This window comes from Stakelama pacifica (genome assembly GCF_004361835.1).
GTDB classification, from domain to species: domain Bacteria; phylum Pseudomonadota; class Alphaproteobacteria; order Sphingomonadales; family Sphingomonadaceae; genus Sphingomonas; species Sphingomonas pacifica.
Genome location: NZ_SNWD01000001.1, coordinates 97,395 through 114,382, shown reverse-complemented (window position 1 = coordinate 114,382; position 16,988 = coordinate 97,395). Strand labels below are relative to the sequence as shown.

At 63.3% G+C, this 16,988-nt stretch carries 14 protein-coding genes; 7 read left to right on the top strand and 7 right to left on the bottom strand.

The window, feature by feature from the left end; translation table 11 throughout:
• Positions 1–124 precede the first annotated feature (124 nt).
• Together tyrS and EV664_RS00455 are read left to right on the top strand one after the other, a co-directional pair.
• Positions 125–1,351, top strand: a complete 1,227-nt coding sequence (gene tyrS / locus EV664_RS00460; RefSeq protein WP_133493738.1) for a tyrosine--tRNA ligase — start codon at positions 125–127, stop codon at positions 1,349–1,351.
• Positions 1,352–1,387: 36 nt separating this feature from the next.
• Positions 1,388–1,708, top strand: a complete 321-nt coding sequence (locus EV664_RS00455) for a PilZ domain-containing protein (RefSeq protein WP_229668017.1) — start codon at positions 1,388–1,390, stop codon at positions 1,706–1,708.
• A gap of 15 nt (positions 1,709–1,723) precedes the next feature.
• On the opposite strand, the gene recG is transcribed toward EV664_RS00455, so the two are convergent.
• Positions 1,724–3,787, bottom strand: a complete 2,064-nt coding sequence (recG, locus tag EV664_RS00450) for an ATP-dependent DNA helicase RecG (protein ID WP_133493737.1) — start codon at positions 3,785–3,787, stop codon at positions 1,724–1,726.
• Between the two features lie 172 nt (positions 3,788–3,959).
• Here recG and EV664_RS00445 point away from each other — a divergent pair, with 172 nt between their 5' ends.
• Positions 3,960–4,226 (top strand): FAD assembly factor SdhE, encoded by a 267-nt coding sequence (locus EV664_RS00445; RefSeq protein WP_133493736.1) that lies wholly within the window; start codon positions 3,960–3,962, stop codon positions 4,224–4,226.
• 114 nt (positions 4,227–4,340) lie between these two features.
• A complete protein-coding gene (gene mfd, locus EV664_RS00440; protein WP_133493735.1) occupies positions 4,341–7,796 on the top strand; it encodes a transcription-repair coupling factor in 3,456 nt (1,151 codons plus the stop codon).
• 113 nt (positions 7,797–7,909) lie between these two features.
• Here mfd and EV664_RS00435 read toward each other — a convergent pair whose 3' ends face one another.
• Positions 7,910–8,374: a DoxX family protein gene (locus EV664_RS00435; protein WP_133493734.1), complete on the bottom strand. Its 465-nt coding sequence runs from the start codon at positions 8,372–8,374 to the stop codon at positions 7,910–7,912.
• Positions 8,375–8,381: 7 nt separating this feature from the next.
• Positions 8,382–10,106 (bottom strand): DUF885 domain-containing protein, encoded by a 1,725-nt coding sequence (locus EV664_RS00430; RefSeq protein WP_133493733.1) that lies wholly within the window; start codon positions 10,104–10,106, stop codon positions 8,382–8,384.
• Positions 10,107–10,265: 159 nt separating this feature from the next.
• Here EV664_RS00430 and EV664_RS00425 point away from each other — a divergent pair, with 159 nt between their 5' ends.
• From EV664_RS00425 to EV664_RS00415, 3 genes are read left to right on the top strand one after another with little or no spacing between them, the layout of a single operon-like run.
• On the top strand, positions 10,266–11,591 hold the full coding sequence (locus tag EV664_RS00425) for an MFS transporter (protein WP_133493732.1): 1,326 nt from the start codon (positions 10,266–10,268) through the stop codon (positions 11,589–11,591).
• Positions 11,588–12,508 carry a cysteine synthase A gene (gene cysK / locus EV664_RS00420; RefSeq protein ID WP_133493731.1) on the top strand — a complete coding sequence of 307 codons (921 nt, stop codon included), beginning with the start codon at positions 11,588–11,590 and terminating at the stop codon, positions 12,506–12,508. The genes EV664_RS00425 and cysK overlap by 4 nt, the downstream gene beginning before the upstream one ends.
• Positions 12,509–12,519: 11 nt before the next feature.
• Positions 12,520–13,902 carry a cell wall hydrolase gene (locus EV664_RS00415; protein ID WP_229668016.1) on the top strand — a complete coding sequence of 461 codons (1,383 nt, stop codon included), beginning with the start codon at positions 12,520–12,522 and terminating at the stop codon, positions 13,900–13,902.
• Here the strand turns inward: EV664_RS00415 and EV664_RS00410 are convergent.
• The 4 genes from EV664_RS00410 to EV664_RS00395 all read right to left on the bottom strand — a co-directional run bounded on the left by EV664_RS00410 (position 13,899) and on the right by EV664_RS00395 (position 16,897).
• Positions 13,899–15,701, bottom strand: a complete 1,803-nt coding sequence (locus tag EV664_RS00410; protein ID WP_133493730.1) for an acyl-CoA dehydrogenase C-terminal domain-containing protein — start codon at positions 15,699–15,701, stop codon at positions 13,899–13,901. The genes EV664_RS00415 and EV664_RS00410 overlap by 4 nt on opposite strands.
• A 31-nt stretch (positions 15,702–15,732) precedes the next feature.
• On the bottom strand, positions 15,733–16,164 hold the full coding sequence (locus EV664_RS00405) for a MerR family transcriptional regulator (protein WP_133493729.1): 432 nt from the start codon (positions 16,162–16,164) through the stop codon (positions 15,733–15,735).
• Between the two features lie 81 nt (positions 16,165–16,245).
• Positions 16,246–16,608 (bottom strand): phosphoribosyl-AMP cyclohydrolase, encoded by a 363-nt coding sequence (gene hisI, locus EV664_RS00400; protein WP_133493728.1) that lies wholly within the window; start codon positions 16,606–16,608, stop codon positions 16,246–16,248.
• A 40-nt stretch (positions 16,609–16,648) separates the two neighbouring features.
• Positions 16,649–16,897, bottom strand: coding sequence for a DUF7218 family protein (locus tag EV664_RS00395; protein WP_133493727.1), 249 nt, complete (start codon positions 16,895–16,897; stop codon positions 16,649–16,651).
• Positions 16,898–16,988 lie beyond the last annotated feature (91 nt).

The window sequence follows — 16,988 nt, the reverse complement described above, 5'->3', positions numbered from 1 at the left end:
ACACCTGTTGACACTGAGCTCGTCGAAGTGCCGTCCTTCCTGTTTGATAAAAAGCAACCCTCGCCACCATCACGCGCAAACAGGGGTGCAAATATCGCGGACAGCGATTATTCGGCACTTCATCATGACCGAATACAGATCCGACCTCCTCCGCCTGCTCGATTCCCGGGGCTATATCCATCAGCTCACCGATGCCGCCGGGCTGGACCGCCTTGCTGCGAAACAGGTGGTGCCGGGTTATATCGGGTTCGATCCGACCGCGCCTTCGCTCCATGTCGGCAGCCTCGTCCAGATCATGCTGCTGCGCCGCCTGCAACAGGCGGGGCATAAGCCCATCGTGCTGATGGGCGGAGGGACCGGCAAGATCGGCGATCCGAGCTTCAAGGACGAAGCGCGCAAGCTGATGACCGACGACGTCATTGCCGGGAATGTCGCGTCGATCAAACGCGTCTTCGAACGCTTTCTGACCTTTGGCGACGGTCCGAGCGATGCAGTGATGCTCGACAATGCCGAATGGCTCGACCGGCTCGAATATATCCCGTTCCTGCGCGACATTGGCCAGCATTTCTCGGTCAACCGGATGCTGAGTTTCGATTCGGTGAAGCTGCGCCTCGACCGCGAACAGTCGCTCAGCTTCCTCGAATTCAATTACATGATCCTTCAGGCCTATGACTTTCTGGAATTGTCGCGCCGCGCGGCGTGCCGGTTGCAGATGGGCGGATCGGATCAATGGGGCAATATCGTCAACGGCATCGAATTGTCGCGCCGGGTCGACGGGACCGAAGTCTATGGCGTCACCACGCCGCTGATCACCACGGCCGACGGCGGCAAGATGGGCAAGACCATGGCGGGCGCGGTCTGGCTGAACGAAGATCAGCTTCCTGCTTATGAGTATTGGCAATTCTGGCGGAACACCGACGACCGCGATGTCGGGCGGTTCCTGCGCCTGTTCACGGATCTGCCGCTCGACGAAATCACCCGGCTCGAAGCGCTGCAGGGCGCCGAAATCAACGAAGCGAAGAAGATACTCGCCGATGCCGCCACCGCGATGTGCCGCGGCGAGGATGCGGCGCGCGAAGCCGCCGAAACCGCGCGCAAGACCTTTGAAGAGGGGAGCGCGGGCGATGCCTTGCCGAGCATGAACGTATCGGGCGAGATCAATATTCTCGACGCGCTGGTCGGCCTCGGCCTCTGCGCGTCCAAGGGCGAGGCGAAGCGGCTGATCAAGGGCGGCGGCGCGCGCGTTGCGGGCGAGAAAATTTCCGACGAAGCGCATATGATCGCGATTGGCGGCGAAAGCCTGAAAGTGTCGGCGGGTAAAAAGAATCACGGCCTGCTCAACCCGGCATAAGCGCCCCCGACCGATCCGGTTCGAAAAGGAGATAAGGTGACCGAAGGCGACGCGAAGGACAGCGTTTACGACCGTCGTTATGCAGTCCGCGATATGGTCGATCATCGCGCAAGGGCGGTGCTTCCCAAAGGTACGGAGCTGGCGCTGCGCATAATCAATATTTCGCCGGGCGGCCTGATGGCGCGATGCGATCGGGATATCGCGCCCGGCGAATGCATCGGGATCGACCTTCCGGTCGCAGGGACGGTTTCGGCACGGATCAAATGGTCGCTGGACGGGCGGATCGGCTGTCGGTTCGACACCGAATTTGCGCCTCGGGATTTCGAGGCCGTGCTGACCGTGATGCGTATCCGATAGCCGCCCTGTCCGGCGCTATCCCGATCGCAACAAGCCGACCGCCGCGTCGCGTTCGAACAGATAGAGCGCCAGCCGCGCCGCCTGCCCCCGATCGCCCTCCAGCCCGCCGTCGCGGTCCATCAGCAACCGCGCATCGCCGTTCGCAGCCGGAAGCAGCGCGCCTAGGCTTTCCGGCGTGGCGAGGCGGAACTGCATCTCCCCCGATTGCCGCGTACCGAGCAATTCGCCAGCGCCGCGCAACCGCAAATCCTCTTCAGCAATACGGAAACCGTCATTGGTCTCGCGCATCAGCGCAAGCCGCGCGCGCGAGGTTTCGCTGAGATGCTGCCCGCGCAGCAGCAGGCAGATCGAATGCCCGCCGCCGCGCCCTACCCGCCCGCGAAGCTGATGCAACTGGGCCAGCCCGAACCGGTCGGCGCCTTCGATCACGATCAGCGTTGCGTTGGGCACATCCACCCCGACCTCGATCACCGTGGTGGCGACCAGCACGCCGGTTTTGCCGCTCTGAAACGCCTCCATCACTGCATCCTTGGCCGGTCCCTTCATCCGGCCATGAACCAGCCCGACGCGCTCGCCGAAACGCTGACGCAGTGCCTCCGCCCGCGCCTCTGCCGCCGCCTGATCGCTCTTCTCGCTCTCCTCGACCAGCGGGCAGACCCAATAGGCCTGACCGCCGTTCGACAAATGCCGGGCAAGCCCGTCGACCACCGCGTCGAGCCGCTCCTCCGACACCACCCGCGTTTCGATCGGCTCACGACCGGGGGGCATTTCGTCGAGGCGGCTGGTATCCATCTCTCCATACTGCGCGAGTGTCAGGGTGCGCGGGATCGGCGTCGCGGTCATCACCAACAGGTGCGGCGGGCGCTCGGCCTTCGCCTGCAGCATCATCCGCTGCGCGACGCCGAAACGATGCTGTTCATCGACCACGGCAAGGCCGAGATCGTGATAGCGCACCCCTTCCTGAAAAATCGCATGGGTGCCGACCAGAATATGGATCGACCCGTCGGCCACCCCCATCAGCGTCGCCTCGCGCGCCTTGCCCTTGTCGCGCCCGGTCAGGATCGCGATTTCGATCGGCAGCCCGGCAAGCAGCTTGCGCAGCGTCTCATAATGCTGCCGCGCAAGGATTTCTGTGGGAGCAAGAAACGCGCCCTGCGCACCTGCCTCCACTGCCATCAGCAGCGACATCAGCGCGACGAGCGTCTTGCCCGACCCGACATCGCCCTGCAGCAGGCGGAGCATCGGGCGGCTTTGGGCCAGATCGCCCTCAATCTCGCTTATCGTCCGCGCCTGCGCACCGGTGGGCGAATAAGGCAGTTTCAGCATGTCGCGTAGCCGCCCGTCGCCGGTCAGCGGACGCCCCCGCTTCGCCCGCGCCGCGCCGCGCACCAGCAACAGGGCAAGCTGGGTCGCAAAAATCTCGTCATAAGCGAGCCGCTCTCGCGCTTTGGCATCGGCCGGATCGGCATGGATTCGCGCCAGTGCGTCGCGCCAGTCGGGCCAGCCATGTTTCGCCTTCAGCCCCGGCTCGATCCATTCGGGAAGTGTGGGCGCACGCTCGACCGCCTGCGCTGCCAGCCCGGCAAGGCGGCGCGAGGTCATCCCTTCCGACAGCGGATAGATCGCCTCACGCGTAGGATGATCTTCCGCCTCATCCAACGGCACGACATAGTCAGGATGCACGATCTGCAATTCCTGCCCATAGGTTTCGAGCTTGCCCGACACCCGGCGCTTTTCGCCGAGCGGCAGCAATTTCTTCACCCATCCCGAATTGCCGCCGAAATAGACGAGGCTGACCACATTGCCTTTCTCGTCCTGCGCATGCACCCGCACCGGGGACCGGCGCGCGCCGCTGGTGCGGTAATCGATCGCGGTCAGGGTAATCGCGATCACCCGCCCGGCATCGGCCATGTCGAGTTCGTCGCGCGGCATCCGGTCCACCCATCCCGTGGGCAAATGAAAGGCGACGTCCACGACGCGCGCCAGCCCCAGCTTTTCCAGCGGCTTGGCAAGCTGCGCCCCGACCCCTTTCAGGGCCGTGACCTCGGCGAATAACGGATTGAGCAGTTCGGGACGCATGGAAACGACCTAGCCAAAGCAAGGCCCGGCGAAAAGCATCTCTGCTCGCTCCGGGCTGTGCGCACTCGCCACTGGCCTTTTCCGCGCTCGCACCCTATCTGTTCTCCCGAACCGTTCCGCCGACAGCGCATCCTCGCGCCGCCGGCCCTTTGGCTATTGGAAAGCGACGCTTATGGACCGCGAAACCCGCCTGAAACGCCTGCGTTTTCGTGCATGGCATCGGGGCACGAAGGAAGCCGACCTGATGATCGGCGGTTTTTTCGACGCGCACCATCTGGCTTTTACCGATGAGCAGATCGCGCTGTTCGAGGAAATGCTGGAAGAGCAGGATGTCGATATCATGGCCTGGGCATTGGGAACCCAGCCGGTCCCCAAAAAGTTTGACGGCGAGATTATCGCGAAAATGAAGCAACTGAATTTCGTACCGATTTCCAGATAAGTCCTCCCCGTTCGCCCTGACCTTCGAAGGGCCATACTGCCTTCTTCCCGACCAGAAAGAGAAAGACCGTGCTTCGACAGGCTCAGCACCAGCGGGTTTGCGAGGCGTAACGCCATGCCCGATCTGAAAACCGTCCTCACCGCCGCCCGCCCGCTCACGCTCTCGGGCGTTCCGACCGGCTTTCTGCCCCCGCTGCTCGCCGATCTGGCGCGCGGGAGCAAAGGCGGCGCGGTGTTCATCGCGCCGGACGAAAATGCGATGCGGGCGATGGCTTCGACCGCGCCCTATTTCGCCGCCGAGCTGGAGGTTATCAGCTTCCCCGCATGGGACTGTCTGCCCTATGACCGGGCAAGCCCCACGCTGCGCGTTATGGCCGAACGGCTCGCGGCGCTCCACGCGCTGCAACAGCCCGCGAAAAAGCCGCGGCTGATCCTCACCACGGTCAATGCAGCGACGCAGCGCACGCTCACCCGTTTTCGCATTCGCCAGCTGGTCGCCCGGCTCGCGCCCGGTGAGCGGATTTCGCTCGACCGGATTTCCACGCTGCTCGCCGCGAATGGCTATACCCGCGTCGATACGGTCAACGATGCAGGCGAATTCGCGGTGCGCGGCGGACTGGTCGATCTGTTCCCCAGCGGGTCGGAAGCAGCGCTTCGGCTCGATTTCTTCGGCGACGAGATCGAAAGCGTGCGCACCTTCGATCCCGCCGATCAGCGCACCACCGGGCGGATCGACGGCTTCACCCTGCTGCCGGCGAGCGAGACGCTGCTCGATGAGGACAGCATCAAGCGCTTCCGTGCGCGCTATCGTGAGAAGTTCGGCGCGACCGCGACCGGCGATCCGCTCTATCAGGCGATTTCGGAGGGGCGCCGCCTTGCCGGGATGGAGCATTGGCTGCCGCTGTTTGAAGAGAAGATGGAGACGCTGTTCGACCATCTTCCCGACGGCGCGGTGGTCGTTCGCGACGCCAATACCCCCGGCGCCGCAGATGCACGGTTCGAAGGCATCGCCGATTATCAGGCGAACCGCGTGCGCGCCCAGTCGAGCGATGCGGGCAGCTATCGCCCGCTCGGCGCGGATCAGCTTTATTTGCTCAGCGCGGAGTGGAAGGCGAAGCTGGACGAAGCGCCAGCGCATCTCACCTCGCCTTTCCACGAGCCGGAAAGCGATACGGTGCTCGATTTCGGCGTCGACGGACCGCGCGATTTCGCGCCCGAACGCGCGAGCGGCACCAATATTTACGAAGCCGTGGCCGAGCATGTCGCCACGGTGCGGAAGCAGGGCAAGAAGCCGGTGCTGGCGAGCTATTCGCCCGGCGCGCGTGAGCGGCTGACCGGCTTGCTGCAGGACCATGGGCTGACCGGCATCCGCCCCGCCGATGGTTGGCAGGAGGCGCTGGGCGCTGCGGATAAGGGCGTCGCGCTGATCGTCCTGCCGCTCGACCATGGCTTTACCGCGCCCGATATCGCGCTGCTGACCGAACAGGACATGCTGGGCGACCGGCTGGTCCGGCGGCGCAAGCGCAAGAAATCGACCGACGCGTTCCTTAACGAACTGGCGACGCTTTCGCCCGGCGATCTGGTCGTGCATTCGGATCACGGCATCGGCCGCTATGAAGGGCTGATGTCGATTCCGGTCGGCCAGAGCCCGCATGATTGCGTGGCGCTGAGCTATTCGGGCGGCGACAAGCTCTACGTTCCGGTGGAAAATCTCGAAGTGCTTTCGCGCTACGGGTCGAGCGAGGAAGGCGCGAGCCTCGACAAGCTGGGCGGCGAGGCATGGCAGCGCCGCAAGTCGAAGATGAAGGAGCGCATCCGCGAGATTGCGGGTGAGCTGATCGCGACCGCCGCCAAACGTGCGCTCCGCCCGGCAGAGGTCGCCGAGCGTGATACCGGCTATCCCGCCTTTGTCGATCGCTTCCCCTATGAAGAAACCGACGATCAGGATCGCGCAATCGACGATGCACTGAACGATCTTGCTGCGGGCAAGCCGATGGACCGGCTGGTCGTGGGCGATGTCGGTTTCGGCAAGACGGAAGTGGCGCTGCGCGCTGCGTTCGTCGCTGCAATGGCGGGGATGCAGGTCGCGGTCGTGTGCCCGACGACGCTGCTCGCGCGCCAGCATTTCAACCAGTTCACCGCCCGGTTCGAAGGCTTTCCGATCCATATCGGCCGCATGTCGCGGCTCGTCACGGCTTCGGAAATGAAGACGACGAAGGAGCGGCTTGCCTCGGGCGATATCGACGTCATCGTCGGCACCCATGCCGTGCTCGCCAAATCGGTCGAATTCAAACGGCTGGGGCTGGTGATCGTCGATGAGGAACAAAGGTTCGGCGTGACGCACAAGGAGCGGCTGAAGGCGCTCAAAAACGATGTGCATATGCTGACGCTTACCGCGACGCCGATTCCGCGCACGCTGCAAATGGCGATGAGCGGCCTTCGCGAATTGTCGGTGATCCAGACGCCGCCGGTCGATCGGCTCGCGGTGCGGACCTATGTCATGCCCTGGGACCCGGTGGTGCTGCGCGAGGCATTGCTGCGCGAACATTATCGCGGCGGGCAAAGCTATTTCGTCACGCCGCGCGTCGCCGACCTTCCCGATATCGAGCAGTTCCTGCGCGAAGAGGTGCCGGAGGTGCGCTATGTCGTCGCGCATGGCCAGATGAGCCCTGCGCAGGTCGAGGAGCGGATGAGTGCCTTCTACGACAAGAAGTTCGAGGTGCTGGTGTCGACCACCATCGTCGAAAGCGGCCTCGACATTCCGTCGGCGAACACGCTGATCGTCAACCGCGCGGACAAATTTGGTCTGGCGCAACTCTACCAGCTTCGCGGTCGCGTCGGCCGGGCGAAGACGCGGGCCTATGCCTATATGACGACGCCGCCCGAGCGGATGATGACCGATGCCGCCGAAAAGCGGTTGAAGGTGCTGAGCGATCTCGAAAGCCTCGGCGCCGGGTTTCAGCTGGCGAGCCATGACCTCGACATTCGCGGCGCGGGCAATCTGCTCGGCGACGAACAATCGGGGCACATCAAAGAGGTCGGCTACGAACTCTATCAGTCGATGCTGGAGGACGCGATCCTCGACGCGAAATCGGGCGGCCTGCGCGACGAAGCGAAGCAGGATTTTTCGCCGCAGATCACCGTCGATGCGGCCATCCTTATCCCCGAAGACTATGTCCCCGATCTCGACCTGCGCATGGGGCTCTATCGCCGCCTGAACGAAGTCGAGGATCGTCAGGGGATCGAGGCGTTCGCGGCAGAGCTGATCGACCGGTTCGGCAAATTGCCCGAACCGACCGAGAATCTGCTGAAGCTGATCGAGGCGAAGCTCGCCGCGAAGAAAGCGAATATCGCGAAGCTCGATGTCGGGCCAAAGGGCGCGCTCGTCACCTTCTTCAACGACACCTTCCCCAATGTCGAAGGGCTGCTCGCTTATGTCGACCGGCTGGAGGGAACGGCGAAGCTGCGCCCCGATATGAAGCTGGTGATTACCCGCGCATGGGGCGATCCGAAATCGCGGCTCAACGCAGCGCTGAAACTGTCGCGGGGGCTGGCGAAAGCGGCGGGCTAAGGCTCGCTGCTATAGCGCGGTGCATTGATCGGAACCGGGGGCACGATCGTCATTGCGAGTCCGCAGGGCGAAGCAATCCAGAGCAGCGTCCACATCGCCGGATCGCTTCGCCGCTATGCTCCTCGCGATGACGATCTGGTCGGTGAGTTGCGCCTGCCCCGCCACCGTATCAGCCTGACCGGCCAGTCGATCGCGCCGCTCGCCCATAAGGCCCACCAGATGATCAGCGGCTGCGCGAACTGGCGCGGGATATGATACCATGCGGAAAGGCCGGTGCCGCTGCTCAGGTCCATTACCATGTGATGTACATTGGCGGGCCAGACGCATACAGCATAAAGCGCAAGCCCGATCCCGGCCGCACGGCGCAGGGGCGGCAGCATCAGCCCCGCCGCCCCTGCGATCTCGCAAAGCCCGGTCGCGAGCACAGTCAGGCGCGGTACCGGCACCCAGTCGGGAACGATGCCGATAAAGGGCTCAGGGATAGCAAGGTGCAGCACCCCCGCCGCCAGAAACAGGACGGCGAGAACCAGCCGCGCGACTTTGCGCGGCCGACCCTCGTCCTGCCCTGCTATCGCCATGCGCTGATCAGAAAACCGCGCGCGGCTTGGCTTCACCCATCATCTGCTGACGGACCAGCGGGATCGGCGGGCCGCCATAGCTGAGGAACTGATCGTGGAATGCCTTCCACGCCTTGCGCCCGCCCCGGCTCGCCGTCCAGTCGTCCCGCAGCTTGCGGATCATCAGCTTGCCCAGCGTATAGTTGAGATAGGCCGGGTCGTAGGTGCCGCGTGCCGCCTGCTGCTCGGCATTGCCCGGATCAATATAGCATTGCTGTTCGAACATCTCACGCGACTGAGCGACGGTCATGCCGCGTGCATGCAGCCCGATCGCCGACAAGAAGCGGCAATCGCGCAGCAACGCGTTCGAAAGCTGGCCGATATGCACTTCGGGGCTGCCGTCGCCATAGCCCGCATCCCACATCATCTCTTCGGCATAATGTGCCCAGCCCTCGGCAAAGGCATAGCCGACGAACAGGCGACCGAACAGGAAATCCGACCGATTGGCATGGAGGAACTGGACGAAATGGCCGGGCATCACTTCATGCACGGTCACGAACAGCAGATCGTCCTTGCCCGGAATATAGGCCTGCTGCTTTTCCTTCGACCATTCGGGGTTGGGCGGCGAGATATAATAGATCGACGGAATGCCCTTTTCGAACGGCCCCGGCGGATCGATATAAGCGAGATTCTGCCGGTTATAGGGCGGCGCCTCCTCGACCCGGGCCTGTTCGGTGCCGGGGATCGACACCAGATCATGGCTGGTGACAAAGGCGCGAAGCTGCTCCACCTGTTTGCGCGCAGCCGCGACCGGACCGCCTTCGGGTTTGTCGGCATTCATCTTGCCCACGCATTCGGGGATCGTCTTACCCGCCGCATATTCGGCACAGGCAGCGGCAAGCGCCTGCTGATTGCGCTTGAGGTCCGCTCTGCCGATCGCTTCGAGCTGATCGAGCGGGATGTCCACTGCCTCGGTTGTTTTCAGCATCCGCGCGAAGCGTTCCGGCCCCAGCTGGAAATGCTGCGTCGCCTTGCCGCGATTATTGTCGAGCCACTGCGCCAGCCCCTGCAGCGATTTGGCAGCACGCATCGCGGATTCGTCGAACCGCTGGTGCAGACCATCGTCCTTCACATCGGCAAAGGCAGCGCGCGCATCGCCGGTATAATATTCGGCAAAGCCGTTAAACGCAGCCACACCGTAATCGATGAAGGTTTCGGGCAGCGGCATCTGAAGATTGGCGCGGATCTGCTGCGCGCTTTGCGGGACGGCGTTGAAAAATTCGATCATCGCGCGCATCCGAACCTTCGGATCGGCATAATTGCGCGCAACATAGACATTGGGATCGAGCCCGCCGCCGACATAATAGCTGGGATTGCGATGCGGCAGATCGGCATCTTCGAGCCAGAAGAGCTGCCCCTCGGCAACCTTGATGATATAGTCGCGCTCGAACTGCTGCTGCTTGTTAAGATTGTTGAAGGTCCGCGCCTTGCGAACCGTTTCCTTCAGAAACGCCGCTTTGGCATCGAGCCCCTTTTCGCTCCAGTCGGGCAGTTTGCCGTCGAAATCATGCCGCCCCTGATACACCGCGAAGGCCGGATCGAGTTTGAACCATTGCTCGATACTGTTCTTAACGAAATCGTCCCAGCTCATCGTCGCCTGCGCCGTCATATTGCCGCCGACGATCGTATCGCCGCCGGGAGAACATGCCGCGCATCCAAGTGCCACCAGCGCCGTCAACAGCCTGAAACGCATCCACTCCCTCCGGTTCGATCCATAACGGGACTTTGGCAGGTTGCGCCGCCCCGCGCCAGCCCCGAAAGCGGCTTTTTCGCAGCGGAAAATAGCCGGGCTTTATACCGCATCACCGTTCGTAGATTGCCAATCGCCGACAATTGGCCATAGACCCGTCGCATGCCCAGCCATCCCTTTGCCATCCACAATTTCCGCGCCTATTTTCTGGCCCGCCTCGCCACCACGCTGGCTCAGATGTCGATGGTCATCGTCATCGGCTGGCAGGTATATGACATTGCCCGCCGGACGATGAGCGTGAAGGAAGCGTCCTTCCAGCTGGGCCTGATCGGCGTCGCGCAATTCGTGCCGCTGCTGCTGCTCACGTTGTTCGCCGGATGGGTCGCCGACCGGGTTGACCGGCGCTGGATCGCTCGCGGATCGGTGGCGCTGGAATGCGGCTGTGCGGCGGCGCTTGGCTGGCTCACCTGGAGCGGGACGATCACCCTTCCCGCTTTGTTCGCGATCGCCGCGCTGCTGGGCGTCGCACGCGCCTTTGCCGGTCCGGCGCTTCAGGCGCTCGCCCCCAATCTGGTACCCGCACCGCTCCTCCCCACTGCGATCGCGATCAGCTCGATCGCCTGGCAGGCGGGATCGGTCGTCGGCCCCGCGCTGGGCGGCTATCTCTATGCCGGAGCACGCTGGCTGCCTTATGCAGTCTCCGCCGGGCTGTTCGGTTTCGCCTTTCTGATGCTGCTGCTCGTGACGCCGGTAGTGCGCAGCAATATTCGCGGCAAGCGCAATCCATGGGCGCAGATGATCGACGGACTTGCCTATGTCCGCCGCAACCGGCTGGTTCTCGGCGCGATCTCGCTCGATCTGTTCGCGGTGCTGCTGGGCGGAGCGACGGCGATGCTGCCGGTCTATGCGCGCGATATCTTGCAGGTCGGCGCCGACGGCCTCGGCCATCTGCGCGCCGCGCCGGCGCTGGGCGCGGTGGCGATGGCTGCGCTGTTTTCATGGAAGCCCTTAAAGACCGAAGTGGGCAAGAAAATGCTGCTGGGCGTCGCCGCCTTCGGCGCGGCGACCATTGTCTTCGGCCTTGCCGCGCCGGTCCTGGTGCCGCTGTTCGGCCCGGGCATGATCGGCAGCGATTTCGCGCCCGCCGTACTCGTCTCGCTCGCCGCTTTGTTCGTGCTGGGCGCTGCCGATATGGTGTCGGTCTATATCCGCCAGTCGCTGATCCAGCTGTACACGCCCGATGAGATGCGCGGCCGCGTCGGCGCGGTGTCGACATTGTTCGTTTCTGGCTCGAACGAACTGGGCGAAGCGGAAAGCGGGTTTCTCGCCGCGCTGATCGGTCCGGTTGCGGCGGTTGTCGCAGGCGGGGTGGGCGCAATCATCGTTACCGGGCTATGGGCGCGGATTTTCCCGGAACTCAGAAGCGCGCGGACCTTTGACCCCCCGAAGAGTTTTGAATTTACCGATCAGGAGGAGAAACCAGCATGAAGGCGAACACGATCCTGGAGACGATCGGCAACACGCCGCATATCCGCGTACAGCGGCTGTTCGGCGATTCCGAAGTGTGGATCAAATCCGAACGCTCGAACCCCGGCGGGTCGATCAAGGACCGCATCGCCCTCGCCATGATCGAGGCTGCGGAAAAGGACGGCAGCCTGAAACCCGGCGGGACGATCATCGAACCGACCAGCGGCAATACCGGGGTCGGCCTTGCCATGGTCGCGGCGGTGAAGGGCTATAAGCTGATCCTCGTCATGCCCGAAAGCATGTCGATCGAACGCCGCCGCCTGATGCTGGCTTATGGCGCGACCTTCGACCTTACCCCCCGCGAGGGCGGGATGAAGGGCGCGATCGAGCGCGCGACCGAACTGGTCGAACAGACCGAGGGCGCATGGATGCCGCAGCAATTCGAAAACCCGGCCAATGTCGCGGTGCATGTCGAAACGACCGCGCAGGAAATCCTCAATGATTTCAAGGATGCGCCGATCGACGTCATCATTACCGGGGTCGGCACCGGCGGGCATATCACCGGCGTTGCCGAGCGGTTGAAAAAGGAATGGCCCGACCTGAAAGTCTATGCCGTCGAACCCGAAGGGTCGCCGGTAATTTCGGGCGGCCAGCCCGGCCCGCATCCTATTCAGGGGATCGGCGCGGGCTTCATTCCCAGCAACCTGCATACCCAGGCGATTGACGGCGCGATCAGGGTCGAGCCCGAAGTCGCCAAGGATATGGCCCGCCGCGCCGCGCGCGAAGAGGGAATGCTGGTCGGGATCAGTTCGGGTGCGACGCTCGCCGCTATCCTTCAGAAACTGCCTGATCTGCCGGAGGGCAGCCGCGTGCTCGGCTTCAACTATGACACGGGCGAGCGTTATCTGTCGGTGCCCGACTTCCTGCCCGAACACTGATCGCATCGCCGATGGCGTCCTCGCCTTCGGTCCCGGTGGGGGGCGGCGTACCCGGTAATGGCGCGCGGCTGCATTCGATGCGGCTGCGCGCTGTCCTCTGGATGCTGGGGGCAGCCGCCGTCGCCCTGCCCGCGTTGCTGGTCGCTTATGGCCCGGACGTGCCGATGCAGCCGAGCCGCGCGCCGGTCCGGCACGGCAAGGTCGTGCCGCCGACCGTGCTTCCTCCGGTCGAGCCGGTCGAGATGAAGCCGGTAACGCCGGACGAGGCACGCGCCTATAACGCCTCCATCCCCTTTGTGCGCGGTCCAACACCGCCCGCACGCCCGTTCCGGTTCAAAGGCAATGATCTCGACCGCCAGCGTGCGCTCGACTGCCTCGCCACCGCCGAACTCTATGAGGCGGGAGATGACAGCGACGGCGAACGTGCGGTGGCGCAGGTCGTCCTCAACCGCGTCCGCCATCCGGCATTTCAGCGCACGGTTTGCGGGGTGGTGTTCGAAGGGTCGGAGCGCAGCACCGGATGTCAGTTCACTTTCACCTGCGACGGTGCGCTGGCGCATGTCTGGAGCGATACAGCGTGGAAGCGCGCCCGCACGGTCGCCGAACAGGCGCTTTCGGGCCGGGTGGACCGCCGCGTCGGCACCGCGACCCATTATCACACCGACTGGGTAGTCCCTTATTGGAGCGCCAGCCTTGACAAGATCGCCAGGGTCGGCAGTCATCTCTTCTTCCGCTGGACCGGCTGGTGGGGAACTCCGCCCGCCTTCCGCATGGTCTATAGCGGTGGCGAACCGCGCATCGCTGCGCTGGGCGATCGCTTTCCCGCCCATGCAGGCGATGATGCAGGCGCGGCGACCGATCCGTCGGGCGCGACCGGACAGGACGCGGCAACGCTCGCGGATGCGGAGCTTCCCAGACCGACCGCGACCAATGACGATCTGTTCCTCGTCACGCTCGACCCGAAGCTTGATCCGGCCACGTTGTCGACACTGGCCTTAAGGGCCTGCGGTGCCCGAAAATATTGCAAATTCCTCGCCTGGCTGCCCGACGGACAAAAGCCCTCGGCGCTGCCGCTATCGCCGTCGGCACTCAACGGCATGGCGTTCAGCTATCTGCGCGACCGGTCGCTGGGATATGAAAAGTCGCTATGGAATTGCCGCATCTATCCGACGATCGCCGATGCAACCTGCATGGTGCGCAGACCCGGCGATATGCTGTCCGACGATGGCAAAAATGCACAAAAGCGGCCGGCCGAGGCGCAGCCGCTTGCCGGGACGCCGAAAGACGCCGTGCCGGACAGCCCGGTCTTGTCGGGCGTACGGCGGAAATCCGAAACCCCGTCGGTTCCCGCCGCGACCAGCGCGGCGGGCACCAGAGGCGATGACAAAGGTTAGGCGCGAACGAACATTTCGGGTTCGAGCGCCATGATGCTGTCCGAGCCGCCCTCGATCTTGCGACGCAGCGCGCCGGCATCGGGCATCACCCGCTCGGCGAAGAAGCGCGCAGTGACGAGCTTGGCTTCATAGAACGCCGTATCGCCCTCGCCCGCATCGATCGCCTTTTGCGCGGCGGTCGCCATGCGCAGCCACATCAGCCCGGTCGCGACGATACCCATCAGGTGCATATAGCTGTGCGCGCCCGCGCCGACCTGATCGGGATTCTTCATGCCGTTCGCCATGAACCACATGGTTGCCGCCTGAAGCTGGCCCAGCGCCTTTTCCAGCGCTTCGACGATATCGTTCAGCTTCGCATTGCCCTTCGCCTCGGCAACTTCATCGGTCACCAGCTTGAAGAACGCCTGTACCGCGCGGCCGCCATTGCGGGGCAGCTTGCGCCCGACAAGGTCCATCGCCTGCACGCCGTTGGTGCCTTCATAGATCATCGCGATCCGCGCATCGCGGACATATTGCTCCATGCCCCATTCGGCGATGTAGCCATGGCCGCCATAGACCTGCTGCGCATTGGTCGCGATGTCATAGCCCTTGTCGGTGCCATAGCCCTTGATGACCGGGGTCAGCAGGCCGATCAGATCGTCGGCGAGCTGACGCGCTTCCTCGTCCTCCGCTTCGTGCGAAAGGTCGACCTGAAGCGCACCCCACAGGCACAGCGCGCGTAAGCCTTCGGTCAGCGCCTTTGCTTCCATCAGCATGCGGCGGACATCGGGATGGACGAACAGCGTATCGGCCTTTTCCTCCGGCTCTTTTGGGCCGGTCAGTGCACGGCCCTGACGCCGGTCCTGTGCATATTGCACCGCATTCTGATAGGCGGTTTCCGCAACGCCAAGCCCCTGAAGGCCAACGCCCAGACGCGCCGCGTTCATCATGATGAACATCGCGGCCAGCCCCTTCATCTCCTCGCCGACCAGATATCCGGTCGCATCGTCATAATTCATGACGCAGGTCGAATTGGCGTGGATGCCCATCTTATGTTCGATCGAGCCGCAGCTAACGCCGTTCCGCTCGCCCAGCGAACCATCGTCGTGCACGATGAATTTGGGCACGATGAACAGCGAAATACCCTTCGACGTATCCGGCGCGCCCGGCGTCTTGGCCAGCACCAGATGGATGATATTGTCGGTAAGGTCATGCTCGCCCGACGAGATGAAAATCTTCGTGCCGGTGATCTTGTAGCTGCCATCCGCCTGAGGCTCAGCCTTGGTGCGGATCAGGCCCAGATCGGTGCCGCATTGCGGCTCGGTCAGGTTCATGGTGCCGCCCCATTCGCCCGACACCATCTTCGGAACGAACTTTTCCTTCTGCTCCTGCGAGCCGGTGGCGAGGATCGCGGCAATCGCGCCATGCGTCAGGCCGGGATACATGGCAAAGGCCATGTTCGCGGAGATCATATATTCCTGATAGGCGGTCGAAACGGTGTGCGGCATGCCCTGCCCGCCAAATTCCTCGGGCGCGGACAAGGTGCCCCAGCCGCTTTCGACGAATTGCTTGTAGGCTTCCTTGAACCCCTTGGGCGTGGTGACGCTGCCGTCGTCATGCCGGGTGCAGCCTTCGTGATCGCCGCTCTGGTTCAGCGGGAACAGCACCTCGGCGACGAACTTGCCGCCTTCTTCCAGAACCGCGTTCACGATATCGGGCGTGGCACCGGCAAAACCGGGAATGCTGGAATATTTTTCGAGCCCGATCACCTCATCCAGGATGAAGCGGGTGTCGCGGACGGGGGGAGTATATTGCGGCATGCCTTTATGATCCTTGCCTGTGATTTTGTGATTAGTGGTTTTGCGAAGCCTTCTGGTCGATCAGCTCGAGAAATTCCTGAAGCTCTGCGATCGCCGCATCGATGTCGCGGCGCTGCGACTGCAGCGTGTCGATACGCTCGCGGCATTTCTGGATCGTGACTTCACGCTGGACGCGGCGATCATCCCCGACATCGTAGAGATCGATCATTTCGCGAATTTCGGCGAGGCTGAACCCCACCCGCTTGCCGCGTAAAATCCAGGCGAGCCGCGCCCGGTCGCGATGCGAATAGATACGCGAAAGGCCGCGCCGCTCGGGCGAGATCAGCCCTTCATCCTCGTAAAAACGCAGCGCCCGCGCGGTGACGCCGAATTCGCTCGACAGGTCGGAAATCGAAAAAGTCTCGCGGTCGGTCCGCTGCGCGATCGGTGCGAGCGCCGCACCCAATGCATGATTCGAAGCCATATTCCGGATATAGCTTCCCTTTACGTGAACGTCAATGCGATGCGCGAGCACGGGCCTTGCAATGCGGCCCGCACATGCGCCTCAATCGACGCGGTGCAGTCCGTCCGGCTGTATCTGACGATAGAAGCAGCTGCGCGCTCCGGTATGGCAGGTCGGTCCGGCAGGTTCGACGCGCAGCCATACCGAGTCCTGATCGCAATCGATGCGCGCCTCGACCACGCGAAGCACATTGCCGCTGCTCTCGCCCTTTTTCCAAAGCCGGGCGCGGCTGCGCGAATAGAAATGCGCCTCGCCGGTTTCGCGGGTCCGCTCCAGCGCCTCGGCATCCATATGCGCGACCATCAGCACCTCACCGGTGACGGCATCGGTCGCAACGGCCGTAATCAGGCCGGAGGCATCATATTTGGGGTCGAGCACCGCCCCGGTTTCGCGATTCTTGTTCATGGTCAGGACATAGGCCAGCCCGGGGCGGAGGGAAACGCCGTCAATGCGATCGGATGGCGTCGATCAGCTCGTCCTTGCTCATCTTCGACCGGCCTTCAATGCCGATTTCCTGCGCCTCTTCGTACAATTCGTCTTTCGTCCGGTCCTCAAGCCTGGTGCCCTTATGGTCCAGATTGTCATTGGATTTGGCATTTGCGATTCGCGCCGCCTTTTCCTTGGACGCGCCGTCCTCGCGCAGATCCTCGTAGAGCTTATCGTCCTTGATCTGGCTGCCATGATTCTTCGTCATTGCCCGTCTCCTTCGCTTTCCTGCCCCAAAAACGCGCGGAAAACGGGGGAGTTCAACAACATATGACAAAAGGGCGACAAAGCGCTCAACA